Raw genomic sequence first — 12,993 nt, 5'->3', positions numbered from 1 at the left:
AGGTTCCGGTTGGCTCAGCTAAAGACCCAGGCCACCGGCAGCGCCGCCCTGGAGATAACCTGACCGTCCTGCTCGACGATCAGCCCTGCGCCCTGCACATTGATGACTGCAGGTGAGGCATCGACCATGAAACGGCCGCTCGCGGGGTTGGAGGCACCAGGCATAACCGGTGCAGTGAGCGTGCCACCGAAGATATCCGAACGGTAGGTCATCGCACCACTTCCGGATTCACAGACGGTCACCCAGGCATCGCTCCCTCGGGCGGCATAGATCAGCTCTTCACCGGAGGCACAGTTGACGGCACCATTACTGGCCCAGCCACGCTCGTTGACCCCATCGGCTTGGGCCGCCGCCGGAATCGCGCCCGGCTGCGGAGCGGGGGCCGGCGCTTCACTGAGCCGATTGGCATCACGGTCAGCGGCGCTGACCTCACTGTGGGTGGACGGCACCCGCTCCGGCTCTCCTATCATCTGAGAAGCTTCCCCGGAATCAGTTGCTGCCGGCGGTGTCACGGTGAGGGCTTCCTCGCTCGGGCCCCAAGCTGCGTTGCTGGAACCGCCACCGGGCAATCCGCCGTTGGACAGGAGCCAGCCCGTCGCCGCCGCAATCGCCAGGAGTAGCAGCACCACGACAGTGCCCAACACCCGCACCGTGTTATTTTTCCCGGCGTTCGTCACCACGGCCGTAGGAAAGTCATTCTGCTCCCGTGGTGCGCCCCAGGGGTTATTCTCATTGGCTGCCATCGGTGTTCCTCATTCTTCTTGGTCAAGCTGGGGGTGTGACACTCAGGTGTTGTTAGGTGCAGCTGGCGGCGGGCAGATTAATGAGCATTTTAGCGAGCCCGGTGGCGATCTGATCTGCCATAGCCTGGGCATCCGCAAAGGAGCCGGATCCCGGCGACACCGTCAATGCCACCGCCAAATCTCCCAGGGGCCCGGTGACCAGACCAAATTGACGCAGGTCATAGGCTCCCTGAGGGTCCGGACCCCAGCCTCCCTTGAAGCGGGCGCCCGGAAGCCTGCCCAGACCGACCGCCTGCTCCGGAATGATCCCGGACATCAAACTGAGGAGCTGCTCCCCGCCGTCGATGCAGGGCAACCCGGCGGCGAAGCGAGCTTGCTGGGCAGTGGTCCAAGCGGTCTGTCCGAAACTGCTGAAACCAGGTCTGGTGACCTCCGTGGTGACCGGTACCGGGCTACCACCCTCAGCCAGCACCTGTTCCACAGCAGTGCCAGCAGTCACCGAATCCCCGAGCGAAACCCACAATGCGGTGGCGGCTTCATTATCCGAGGACTGAATGGCGCTGACAGCAGTCTGAAACACCCCGGCGTTAACCCGGAGTGCCGCCAGCGCCAGTGGCACCTTGATCGTTGACCAGGCAGCTGCCGGGGCATCTGGTCCCGCCATAATCTCAGTACTGCCATCCGAGACCACCAGCGCGGCGGTACCACCGTAGGTGGCCACCGCGGCGTCGATAAGCGGCTGCAGCTCACCAGTGCTTATCGACGCCGCACTGGGCGCGGGCACCGTGGCAGGCAGGCTCGGCGAGGGCCTCACGACGCTGGGACTGCCAGATTCGGTGAGCGTCACTCTCGTGGGCTCAGCGGTCTCCTCCGGCGGAATCGTGCAGGCGGAAAGGCACAGGGCGACCAGCAGGACCGGCAGGATCCCGCGCTTCACGAGATATACACCACGGCGTTGTTTCCGCCGGTACAGGTGACAAATGCGCCGTTGTCACGGCAGCTCATGGTGTAGGTCCGACCGGTGACCGAGCTGTACACGTCCAACGTGGCGTCGAGCGCCCCGGTGCCCACGAAGTTACTGGCATAGACATCCCGAACGGCGCGGGCAAAAGGTTGGCTGGTCACCGAGGTACCGGCGTAGACATTATTAAAGTTACCGGCTGCGGCACCACTCTGGGCAGCCGGATTGGCGGCCACCGCCCCGGACGGTAGGCCCGGGTACTGCGGCCGTTCCACCACCTGTGGGGCAGCGCCGGCTCCATTGGCAGCCGGGTTCGTCGCCGCATCCGTCTCCGGTGCCGGCACCACCTCAGTCAGCGTGACCTGGGTGACTGCCCGCCCCTCCGAAGAGCGCAGGCCGAAGAGATTCAGGCCCCAGGCGGCGATCCCGAGTGCGAGTACCAGCACCAGCACCACCGCCAGTACGATCGCGATAATTGTCCCCGTGGCGGTCTTGGCCGGCGGGGACTGCTGTGGCGGGAACTGTTGGGACGGCGGTGCCTGGTGCGGATTCTGCCAGGGGTTGGCAGAGTTCTGCGGAGGCACCTGTGAAGGGGCATTCCAGTCGAAGGGGTTATTGGTGCTCATGCCGCTTCTTTCACGTCGCCAGATGATCCATACCTGAGAAATACCTACTCAGCATAAGAAATATCCCAGGAATCGGCAACCGTCAACGGGTGCCCAGGAGAATCTAAATAGGCAGGTGACGCGAGCAAATCCATTCCTGCCCCACCGGATACATGATGATCCAAAAATCACTAGCTGATAATTTCCCTATTTTTAGCACAACAGGATGCGGCGCTACGCCCTATCTGCGACCCGGGAGAGAATACGCTGCGCCTGGGCGATGATCGGCGCATCGACCATGGCCCCGGAAACCTGGTAGGCCCCGCCGCCCTGTTCCCCGCCCGCCAGGATCTGCTGTGCCCATTCGACCTGGGTGGGTTCTGGGCGGTAGGCCTCACGCACCACCGTCACCTGTGACGGATGGATGCAGGCGGTCCCGGCGAAACCGATCCGGGCGGCATCGACCGCCTCCGCCCGCTGGCCGGTGTCATCACGAAAATCAGCGTGGATGGCGTCAAGGGCGAACTTTCCGTGAGCGGCCGCATGCAGCAGCACCTGGGCGCGTGCCAACCGCAATGGCTCGCGGTAGGTACCGCTCATCGCCTCATCCGCCTGGTAGCGGGAATGTGTTCCCCCGAGCAGCGCGGTCAGGTCCTCTGCACCCCAGAAGAGACCGACCACATCCTCCTGCGCGGTGATCTCCGCGATATTGAGCAGCGCCTGCGGGGTCTCCACCATGGCGATCACCAGCAACCCCGCCAACTCCGCTGGGATATGGTCGATGATCTTGGGCACCATCACCAAACGGTAATCCGTTTCCTTGAGCATCGCCACATCCCCGGCGAAATCCGGATGCTGTGGCCCTACCACCCGGACAATGGTGCGGCTGGGATCCAAGGTACTGTCGCGGACCACCTGACGGCTGGCATCCCGGTCACCGTCGCCGGCACCGTCCTCCAGATCAATGATGACCATATCTGCCCGGGCCGCAGCCTTGGCCAGCAGTTCCGGTCGGTGGGCAGGGGCAAAGAGCAGCGCGGGGCCGAGGATCAGCGATTCCATGGACCCCATTATGCCTACGCTCAGCTGCCTCTGGTGGGGTGATGTCCCGGAACCAGCCTTCAGCTCAGCCGAGCCACGTTCGCCAACAGCTCCCGGCACCACTAACGTCGGTATTCATGAAGATGAGCGATACCGCAGGTACTTCAGGCGCCGCCGAAGAAAGCAACGAACAGTCCACGGCAAGCCCGCTTCGTCGGCTGGGCGCGGTGCTCTTTGTAGATATCGCCGCCATCTCGATCCTCTTGTTCGGCCTGCTGATGTTTCTGCCCTTCGAAGGCCCGGAAATATTGATCCGGGTGGTCATCGTGGCGGTGCTGGTGGCACTGGTCCGGATCATCGGTGAGATCGGCTGGGGTTCCAGCCCCGGCAAGCACTTGGCCGGGTTGCGCGTGGTCTTCCACGACCGCAACGGCCGCCCCGTTGCAGGCATCCACCGGGTGGTACCCGCCATCATTCGCAATGCCTGGCTCTGGCTACCCGTAACCTTCGCCTTCTTCGCCGTCGAGAACATCGTCTCCGGGCTCGGGGTCACGGTCGTGATTGCGGTCCTGCTGCGCCGTGACGGCCGAACGCTGACCGACCGGCTCAGCGGGGCCCGGGTCATCAGCGTCGGAGAAGACGAAAAGGGAGCCCGTTAACCGGACTCCCTTTAGGTCAGACGCTATTGATTAGTGCGCGAAGTGGCGGGCACCGGTCAGGTACATGGTGACCCCGGCCTTCTCTGCAGCTTCGATGACCTCGGCGTCACGGATGGAACCACCCGGCTGGACCACAGCCTTCACCCCGGCGGCGGCGAGTACCTCAAAGCCGTCCGCGAAGGGGAAGAAGGCATCAGAAGCGGCGACGGAGCCAGTGGCACGCTCCACACCGGCACGTTCGACGGCCAGTCGGGCGGAGTCGACCCGGTTGACCTGTCCCATGCCCACACCGACGGTGGCACCGTCCTTGGCCAGCAGAATGGCGTTGGACTTCACCGAGCGGACTGCGGTCCAGGCGAAAGCCAGGTCCTGCAGTGCGCCCTCAGCGAGAGCCTGGCCGGTGGCCAGGGTCCAGTTCGCCGGGTTATCGCCCTCGGCCTGGAGAACATCGCGCTCCTGGACGAGGATGCCGCCGGAGATCTCGCGACGCTCCAGGGTGGCGCGCTCCGGGGCCGCAGCGCTCAGGATACGGATGTTCTTCTTCTGGCTGAGGATCTCAATCGCGCCCTCTTCGTAGGAGGGGGCGATGATGACCTCGGTGAAGATCTCAGCGACCTGCGTGGCCATCTCCACCGAGATCTCACGGTTGGCGGCGATCACACCACCAAAGGCGGAGGTGGAGTCGCAGGCGTGGGCCTCGCGGTGGGCGGCGGCGATGGAGGCATCGGAGACCGCGATGCCACAGGGGTTGGCATGCTTGATGATGGCCACACAGGGACGCTCGTGATCCCAGGCGGCGCGCCAGGCAGCGTCGGTGTCGGTGTAGTTGTTGTAGCTCATTTCCTTGCCGTGGAACTGCTCGGCCTGGGCGACGCCACCTTCCGTGGTGGAATCCGTGTAGAGCGCGGCCTGCTGGTGCGGGTTCTCGCCGTAGCGCAGGGTGTGCGCCAGTTCCTGGGAGGAACCGATCCAGGCCGGGAAGCCTGCGGTGTCCTCGGCCTGCGGCAGCTGCTCGCCCATCCAGGTGGCGACGGCAACGTCGTAGGCGGCGGTGTGGCGGAAGGCGTCGACAGCCAGCTCGGTGCGCTGCGGGCGGGTGAAGCCACCGGCCTTGATGGCCGCAGCGACAGCACCATAACGGCTGGGATCGACGACCACGGCCACCGAGGGGTGGTTCTTGGCGGCGGCACGCACCATGGAGGGGCCGCCGATGTCGATCTGCTCTACGCAGGCATCGAAGTCCGCGCCGGAGGCGACGGTCTCGGTGAAGGGGTACAGGTTGACCACGACCAGCTGGAACGGTGCGACACCGAGTTCCTTCAGCTGTGCCAGGTGATCGTCCTTACGGGTATCGGCGAGGATACCGGCGTGCACCTTCGGGTGCAGCGTCTTCACACGGCCCTCGAGGCACTCGGGGAAGCCGGTGAGAGCTTCCACCGGGGTGACCGGGATACCCTGCTCCGCAATTTTCGCCGCGGTGGAGCCGGTGGAGACAATCTCCACGCCGGCGTCGTTAAGCGCCGCCGCAAGTTCCCCGAGCCCGGTCTTGTCGTACACGCTGATCAGCGCGCGCTTGATTGCCTTCTGGTCGCTCATGACTGAACTGAAACCTCTCCTGTTGCACGGTCGATCACTGCCCTGCGCAGAACCGACACGATTAGCTTGCGTTCCACCTGTTTGATGCGTTCATGCAGGGAATCTTCAGTATCATCCAGCGCCACCGACACCGCCTCCTGGGCGATGATCGGTCCGGTGTCCACCCCCTCGTCGACGAAATGAACCGTCGAACCGGTGACCTTGACGCCATAGGCCAAGGCATCCCGGACGCCATGGGCGCCGGGGAAGGACGGCAGCAGCGCCGGATGGGTGTTGATGATGCGGCCGCCGAAACGGTCCAGGAACGCCGTGCCGAGGATCCTCATGAAACCCGCCGATACGATCAGGTCCGGGTTCCCCTCCCCTGCGGCATCGGCGAGCGTGCCGTTCCAGGAATCGCGGTCCGTAGTCATCTCGACGACCCGCGTTTCGACACCCGCGTGACTCGCCCGGTCCAGGGCGGGGCACGGGGTGTCCGCGAGGACAAGACTTACGGAGTAGTTCTCATCCTGGCCATCGAGAATTGCCTGCAGCAGAGTTCCCGACCCAGAGACGAGAACGACAATGTTCTTCGGATTCGTGGATGTCACGTCCCCGATTCTAGCCTTTGGGGGTGACCTCCCCAGCATCGTCATCATCTGGGGTGGAAACCGACTCCGGATCAGCCGGGTTCTCCCCCGAATCTGCCGCCGCGTCCTCGTCTCCGGATCTGTCCTCTATATATAGGGTCTGTTCTGTCTCCGCAGCAGCTTCCTCCGGGACTGCGGGAGTGTGCGCTGACGCTGCTTCTTCGGGGGTGTCTTCCTCCTCTGGATCCTCGGCGATGTCAGTGCTTTCCGCCGCTGCGGTCAGCTCATCATCTTCCCCGTCGTTGTCACCGGAATCCTCCGCTGAGTCTTCCGCTGGTTCGTCTGTGGTGGCTTCGGTAGCTTCAGTGGCTTCAGAATCTTCGGTGCCTTCGAGATCCTCCTGCACCTCTTCCTCACTGGCAGCTGCGTCCTCATACCCCGCAATCTGTGCCTGGCGGCGTTCCACCAGCTTGAGCAGCAGCGCGGTGGTCACCCCCGCCAGCGCCATCCAGAGGAACACTAACCCGGCACTGAGCCAGACCATCGGGCCTGAGGGGCCGAACTCGCCGAGTGCCCCCTGCGCCAGATAGCCGGCGACCGCGGCGAAAAGTGCCGCAAAAGCAGAGGTGGACACCGCCGAGACCAGTGTGGGATTAGCGCGGTAGGCTAGAAAGCCGGCGATCGCGGCTGCCACCACCAGCAGTACATAGAGGCCGGGCAGAGTATCGGCGGGAATCGCGGCCACCAGGGGCAGCGGCGGCAGCGGCGTGTGGTGAATGCTGAAGAGCGAGACCGAGGCCTCACCAATATGGAACTCGGAGCCCACCAATACCGCGGCAGCGCCAATCACCGCGTTGGGGAGATAGAGCAGGGAAACAAAACCCAGGGCGACCAGCGCTCCCCCTCCGTCATAGATCTCCGCCATCTCGACCTGCCGCTGCCATCCCAGCGCCATGGCAACCAGGAGAACCACCATCGCCGCCACCGAGAGATAACCGAGGAAGCGCAGGGCACTGCGGGCGTTGGACACCAGTGCCTCGGGCAGTCCGTAGTGTTTGCACAGCGCCCGCCATAGTTTCCCTCCCATGCCGATCATCATGGCCACCGAGTGCAGGACAATCACCCGCGGGAGCAGCTCGAGGAGCTTGGGCGGATCAACCTCGTAGACCGAGCTGGCGTCCCAGAGCATACCCATGGCGATGCCGCTGAGGATGAGTGGAATCAACAGCGTCAGGATATAGAGGACACCTAGATCAGCCACACTGACGCGATCCTTCACTGCGCGGCGAATCTGCCGGGCCAGCAACCACACCAGGCCCATCGCCGGCAACAGCGGCAGCAGGCCGATGACGGTACCGCCGACCTGGAGCGGAACCAGGTTGAGCGCCAACCACAGCTGCGCGATGGTGGCCGCCAACGCCGCCATCTCGGTGGAACTCAACATCAGTACCGCCAACGCCACCACGATGACACTGAGGACGGCGACCACATTGGGCACCAGGACGGTCGGCAGGAATCTCCGGAGTCGACCACTGAAGGTTGTGGGCACCGGGGCATTGCTCTCACGGCGACGTGTTTTGGCCCGTTCAGCAGCGGCGGTTGAGGATCCGGTACCGGTGGCCCGCTGCGGCTGGGGCCCACGGGTCCTCGGACGGCGCTGGGGCCGGGACTGCGGACTGGTCTTCTTACTCACCCTGACTACTGTGCCACGGAAATCTCTCCGATTGCAGTTGCAACCACGGCTACCCGGACAATCCCGGGATCTGGAATATCGGGAGAACCTTTCAAGGGAGGATCTCTGAGGTGTTCTTCATCGATTCCCCGCCAAAAGGAAACCAAAATGTGACAATCCCTACATCGTCATACTTTTCACCCGTATAGGTTGCCGTGAATGTAACGAACCGCTATCGTTACGTCCAGCAGATAACAAGACGGTCACAATTAACGTGATTGTGACAGAGGATGGAAGTTGGCTACATGCAGAATCTGACTCAGCGGGCGTCCCGAGGTCGCCACCGCAAGTTTAGCGCCTCACAGACGACCAAGGGTCGGATTGCTCTCGTAGCCGTTGCCACCGGTGCGGTCTCCACCGCAGGCGTGGGTGGTGCAGCCGCAGCTTCGCTGCAGCCGGACACCACCACCGAGAACAGCAACGATGTCGATTACCAGCTGGCCGCGAACACCGCGCCGGCCATGGAATTAGGCTCCTCAGCTCCGCAGATTCTGGCGATCGCCGAATACAAGCCGGTCAGCAACCTGGATGAGCAGCTCCACACCGCTCTCCAATACAACACCGTGCGCGTCGAGGCCGATCTGGCCGCCCGTGCCGTCGAGGCGGCCCGCTCCTTGGGTGCCACGGTCGCCCAGTCCGCTGATGGCGCCGTCGCAAAGCCCGCCGAAGGCGCCTTCACCTCCGGCTTCGGCCCGCGTTGGGGCTCCTTCCACGCCGGTATCGATATCGCCAACGCCGAGGGCACCCCGATCATCTCGGTCATGGACGGCACCGTCGTCGATTCCGGCCCGGCTTCCGGCTATGGCCAGTGGATCCGCATCAAGCACGATAATGGTGCCATGTCCGTTTACGGTCACATGTCCTCCCTGAATGTCGGCGTCGGCGAGCGCGTCACCGCCGGCCAGCAGATCGCAGGCATGGGCAACCTCGGTTTCTCCACCGGCACCCACCTGCACTTCGAGATCCACCCCGACGGTAACACCGCCGTGGATCCGATCGCCTGGTTCGCTGAGCGCGGCATCTCCATCTAGTTCTCTGCTGGAACTTTCTCTCTAAACCCCTGTCAGGTCACTGGCCGGGGTTTCCGTCATCTCTGCCCCGAGCTGCGTAGGCTGGGCGGCATGAGCATCGTCAAAATCAACGCAATCACCATCCCTGAAGGTCGCGGCGAGGAACTGGAGAAGCGCTTCGCCCAGCGCAAGCATGCGGTGGACTCCGCCCCAGGATTTGAGGGCTTCCAGCTACTGCGCCCCACCGCCGGCGAGTCCCGTTACTTCGTGGTCACCCAGTGGACCGATCAGGCATCTTATGAGGCCTGGCGGGACGGGGACTCCCGCAGCGCCCACCAGGCCCCGGCGGGCGAGGCACCCCGTAAGCCGGTGGCCTCCGGTGCGGAACTGCTCGAGTTCGAGGTCGTCCTGGGATCCTCCCCCGAGGCCTCATAACCACAGCTCCACATCGGCGCCCCACAGCTAACCCCCGGCAGCTCCCCCATCCAAAGGGGGCGGACCAGAACATGGTTCGCCCCCTTTTTCTGTTTCACCGGCACACTCCAAAGGTTACTCAGTAAGCTTTGCGATCGGTTACTGAGTAACCATCCTTTAACACTTCCGTAGAGGGTGCCTATGTCCATTAAAATCGCGCTGCTGGTACTCCTCCAGGATGAGCCCCGCTCCGCCAGCCAACTCCAACAAGATTTCGCTGCGGCCACCGAGGAGATCTGGCCGTTGAACATCGGCCAGGTCACGCAGACCCTCGGCCGGCTCCAGCGTGATGAGCTCATTGAATCCGCCGGAACCATCACCGGCCCCACCGGCCACACCGCCGAGGTCTACCGGCTCACCCCCACCGGGCAGCAGACCGCCACCCAGTGGTGGAGCTCCCCGGTGCTGACCCCTGCCACCGAACGTGACGAGCTGGTGACCAAGGTGTCCCTGGCTGCCCGACGCCCTGAGATCGACCTGATCAGCGTGCTCGATGAGCAACGTAACGCCGTCATCGCTGAACTGCGGGAGCTCAACCGCAACTCCCGCGCCCTCCCAGATTCCCGGACTGCTGATCGGCTCCTCCACGAGCGCCGCATCTTCCTGCTGGAAGCTCAGGCGAGCTGGCTTGACCGCGTCGAATCCCTCGCCGCACCGGACTTCACTCCACCGCCTCCCCCGAATGAAAGCGAGGTCTGACCTCATGTCCCAACCTGTCAACCAACCCGGCACCGCCGCCCTCGAAGTGCAGGGTGTCTCCTGCGTCTTCGGCCAAGGCGCCTTCCGGCTCCGGTAAGTCCACCCTGCTCAACGTCGCTGGGCTCCTGCAGCAGCCGACCTCGGGCCGAGTGCTCCTCAACGGCGTCGATGCCTCCCAGCTGTCCCCGGCCCGGGCTGCCCGGGCCCGCCGCCGCCACGGATGGTGTCGAGCAGGCGCTGGCCGAGGTCGGCTTGGATGGCATGGGTCCGCGCCGGGACTCAACCGAACCACCAATGCGCTCTTCGGAGGCCGGATCACGCTGGCGGGAACGGTGCTGGGACTGGTGGTGGTCGCTCCGCTGGTGGCCGGCGCCCTCGGATGGGTGCTCACCCCGCAGACACAGCTCAGCGAATACCGGGTGGACTAGAGCTTTTCCATCGGGACGCCACCGATCAGCATCAGCCGGACCTTGCCGGCGGTGCCGAAGTCAATGGTCACCGTCGCCCGGACACCGGAGCCATCCGAGGAGAGTACGGTGCCCAGACCGTACTTGTCGTGGTTGACCCGGTCCCCCACCACCAGCTGCAGATCATTGTTCTTCGCCCGCTTCGGGATCGCCGAAGCGGGCTTTTTCGGCGTCGGGCTGCGTCGCTGTCCGAAGCCACCGGAGAAGCTGCCGCCGGAGCCTCCCGAACCACCCCCATAATAATTGGCCGGCGGGGAACCCCAGGCGGAACCACCCTGATTCTCCGGTTCCTCACGGCGCCAGTCGATCAGTTCGGCCGGAACCTCCTGCAGGAAACGGCTCGGCGGGTTGGTCACCGGGTTTCCCCAGGAGCTGCGCAGCATGGCGCGGGTCAGGTAGAGCTGTTCGCGGGCACGGGTGATGCCGACATAGGCCAGGCGTCGTTCCTCGGCCAGCTCAGTGGGATCGCCCAGGGCACGCAGGTGCGGGAACTGGCCGTCCTCCCAGCCGGTGACGAAGACCACCGGGAATTCCAGGCCCTTGGCGGTGTGCAGCGTCATCAAGGTGACCACGCCCTGCTCATTCTCGGGGATCTGGTCAGCATCAGCCACCAGGGAGACCTTCTCCAGGAAGGCTTCGAGGCTTCCCGGGGCAGCCTCACCTTCACCGAGCTCGAATTCCCCGCCGTCCATCTCTTCATAGGCGACCTGGTTGGCGGCCTCGGAGGAGAATTCCCGGGCGACCGAGACCAGCTCATTGAGGTTGTCCAGGCGGGCCCCATCCTGCGGGTCATTGGAGGCCTCGAGTTCGGCACGGTAGCCGGTGGCCGCCAGGATGTGGTTGACCATGTCGCCGATATCAGGCATGCCGGTGACCTCATTGCGCAGCTCCTCCTTCTGGGTGCGCAGGCCATCCATCATCTCGACGAACTTGATCACGGCGTTGCGGCCCCGGCTGCCGAGCAGATCAACCTTGTCGGCGGCGGCGTCGATAAGCGCTGCACCGAAGCTGAAGGCATTGTTCTCGGCGTGCAGGGCGATGAAGGCCTGGGCACGATCGCCGATGCCCCGGCGCGGGGTGTTGATGATACGGCGCAGACTGACGGTGTCATCCGGGTTGGCGAGGATCCGCAGGTAGGCGATGATATCTCGGATTTCCTTGCGCTCATAGAAGCGGGTGCCGCCGACCACCTTGTAGGGGATACCACTGCGGATGAACACATCCTCCAGGGCGCGGGAGGAATTGTTGGTGCGGTACATGATCGCGATATCGCTGTAGTTGCGCCCGTTGTCCACCAGGCGGTCGATTTCGGAGGCGATGAAGCGGGCCTCGTCGTGCTCATTATCGGCGACATAGCCGACGATCTGCTCGCCCTCACCGAAGGCGGTCCACAGTTTTTTCTCCCGGCGGCCGGTGTTACGGGAGATCACCGCGTTCGCGGCGTTGAGGATGTTCTGGGTGGAACGGTAGTTCTGCTCCAGGAGGATGGTCCGGGCCTGCGGATAATCGCGCTCAAATTCCTCGATATTGCGGATCGTGGCGCCACGGAAGGCGTAGATGGACTGATCAGAGTCACCGACCACGCAGAGCTCACTTGGTGGGACCGCATTGGGATCCTCACTGGCCTCCCCGACCAGGGTGGAGACCAGTTCATACTGTGCGTGGTTGGTGTCCTGATACTCGTCCACCAACACATGGCGGAAACGACGACGGTAATACTCGGTGACCTCGGGGTGCTTCCGGAAGATGCGCACCACCTCACCGATCAGATCATCAAAGTCCACGGCATTGGCCCGGCGCAGCCGCTGCTGGTACTCCGCGAACACTGCCGCGACGGTGCTCTCGAAGGGGTTCTTGGTCTGTGCCGCCTCTGCGGCGGCTTCCGCCGGGGAGACCAGCTCATTCTTCTGATTTGAGATCGCCGAGGCCAGCACCCGGGCACTGAATTTCTTCAGGTCCAGATTGAGGTCCTTGGCGATCATCGTCAACAGCCGCTTGGAATCATCGGAGTCATAGATGGTGAAGTTGGTGTTGAGCCCCGGGACCAACTGGGCCTGCTGCCGCAGGATGCGGACACAGACCGAGTGGAAAGTGGCCACCCACATCCGGTCCGCCACTGGGCCCACCAACCCGGCGACCCGCTCGCGCATCTCAGCGGCGGCTTTGTTGGTGAAGGTGATGGCCAGGATCTGCGCCGGGTGCACCCCGCGGTGACGCAGCAGATAGGCGATGCGACGGGTGAGCACCGCGGTCTTGCCGGAACCGGCACCCGCGACGATCAACAACGGGGATCCGACATGCTCGACGGCGGCCTTCTGCGGTGGGTTGAGACCTTCGCTCAAGTCGGTGGCGGAGCCGAAAGCATCGGGTGCGGACGAGTGAGGGGGTGTGAAACTTTCCATGATGTTTCCAACCTACCCCGGCCCCCGGACATCCC

General features: G+C 64.0%; 12 protein-coding genes and 1 pseudogene. 5 read left to right on the top strand and 8 right to left on the bottom strand.

All coding sequences use genetic code 11. The annotated features are described in order from the left end of the window. Positions 1-14: 14 nt before the first annotated feature. The 4 genes from ACTU46_RS12710 to ACTU46_RS12695 all read right to left on the bottom strand — a co-directional run bounded on the left by ACTU46_RS12710 (position 15) and on the right by ACTU46_RS12695 (position 3,371). Complete coding sequence (locus ACTU46_RS12710; protein ID WP_443382239.1) at positions 15-743, bottom strand: hypothetical protein; 729 nt, start codon at positions 741-743, stop codon at positions 15-17. 52 nt (positions 744-795) lie between these two features. Then, complete coding sequence (locus ACTU46_RS12705; protein WP_443382238.1) at positions 796-1,680, bottom strand: hypothetical protein; 885 nt, start codon at positions 1,678-1,680, stop codon at positions 796-798. Continuing rightward, positions 1,677-2,330 (bottom strand): hypothetical protein, encoded by a 654-nt coding sequence (locus tag ACTU46_RS12700; RefSeq protein ID WP_443382236.1) that lies wholly within the window; start codon positions 2,328-2,330, stop codon positions 1,677-1,679. The genes ACTU46_RS12705 and ACTU46_RS12700 overlap by 4 nt, the downstream gene beginning before the upstream one ends. A gap of 213 nt (positions 2,331-2,543) precedes the next feature. Further along, positions 2,544-3,371: an HpcH/HpaI aldolase/citrate lyase family protein gene (locus ACTU46_RS12695; protein ID WP_443382234.1), complete on the bottom strand. Its 828-nt coding sequence runs from the start codon at positions 3,369-3,371 to the stop codon at positions 2,544-2,546. Positions 3,372-3,487: 116 nt separating this feature from the next. Between ACTU46_RS12695 and ACTU46_RS12690 the strand changes: the two genes are divergently transcribed. Continuing rightward, the gene (locus tag ACTU46_RS12690) at positions 3,488-4,009 is read left to right on the top strand and encodes an RDD family protein (protein WP_443382232.1); all 522 of its coding nucleotides are present in this window, start codon (positions 3,488-3,490) and stop codon (positions 4,007-4,009) included. A 30-nt stretch (positions 4,010-4,039) separates the two neighbouring features. Here the strand turns inward: ACTU46_RS12690 and purH are convergent, their stop codons facing one another. The 3 genes from purH to ACTU46_RS12675 are packed head-to-tail and all read right to left on the bottom strand — an operon-like array spanning position 4,040 to position 7,867. Further along, entirely contained in the window at positions 4,040-5,605 is a 1,566-nt protein-coding gene (purH, locus tag ACTU46_RS12685) for a bifunctional phosphoribosylaminoimidazolecarboxamide formyltransferase/IMP cyclohydrolase (RefSeq protein ID WP_443382230.1), read from the bottom strand. Then, positions 5,602-6,234, bottom strand: coding sequence for a phosphoribosylglycinamide formyltransferase (gene purN / locus ACTU46_RS12680; protein ID WP_443382228.1), 633 nt, complete (start codon positions 6,232-6,234; stop codon positions 5,602-5,604). Before purN ends, purH begins: the two co-directional genes overlap by 4 nt. Beyond that, positions 6,206-7,867 (bottom strand): cell division protein PerM, encoded by a 1,662-nt coding sequence (locus ACTU46_RS12675; protein ID WP_443382226.1) that lies wholly within the window; start codon positions 7,865-7,867, stop codon positions 6,206-6,208. The genes purN and ACTU46_RS12675 overlap by 29 nt, the downstream gene beginning before the upstream one ends. 284 nt (positions 7,868-8,151) lie before the next feature. Here ACTU46_RS12675 and ACTU46_RS12670 point away from each other — a divergent pair, with 284 nt between their 5' ends. The 4 genes and pseudogenes from ACTU46_RS12670 to ACTU46_RS12655 form a co-directional block, all read left to right on the top strand. Then, complete coding sequence (locus ACTU46_RS12670) at positions 8,152-8,937, top strand: M23 family metallopeptidase (protein ID WP_443382225.1); 786 nt, start codon at positions 8,152-8,154, stop codon at positions 8,935-8,937. A 90-nt stretch (positions 8,938-9,027) separates the two neighbouring features. Continuing rightward, the gene (locus tag ACTU46_RS12665) at positions 9,028-9,351 is read left to right on the top strand and encodes an antibiotic biosynthesis monooxygenase family protein (RefSeq protein ID WP_443382223.1); all 324 of its coding nucleotides are present in this window, start codon (positions 9,028-9,030) and stop codon (positions 9,349-9,351) included. Between the two features lie 180 nt (positions 9,352-9,531). Continuing rightward, entirely contained in the window at positions 9,532-10,089 is a 558-nt protein-coding gene (locus ACTU46_RS12660) for a PadR family transcriptional regulator (protein ID WP_443382221.1), read from the top strand. A gap of 80 nt (positions 10,090-10,169) precedes the next feature. Next, positions 10,170-10,307 (top strand): annotated as a pseudogene (locus ACTU46_RS12655) (ATP-binding cassette domain-containing protein); the annotation flags it as partial. A gap of 206 nt (positions 10,308-10,513) precedes the next feature. On the opposite strand, the gene pcrA reads toward ACTU46_RS12655, so the two are convergent. Further along, positions 10,514-12,958, bottom strand: coding sequence for a DNA helicase PcrA (pcrA, locus tag ACTU46_RS12650; protein ID WP_443382219.1), 2,445 nt, complete (start codon positions 12,956-12,958; stop codon positions 10,514-10,516). Positions 12,959-12,993: the final 35 nt, after the last annotated feature.

The organism is Corynebacterium sp. A21, assembly GCF_052266655.1.
In the GTDB taxonomy this organism is placed as follows: domain Bacteria; phylum Actinomycetota; class Actinomycetes; order Mycobacteriales; family Mycobacteriaceae; genus Corynebacterium.
This window is presented reverse-complemented; position numbering and strand designations above follow the sequence as displayed.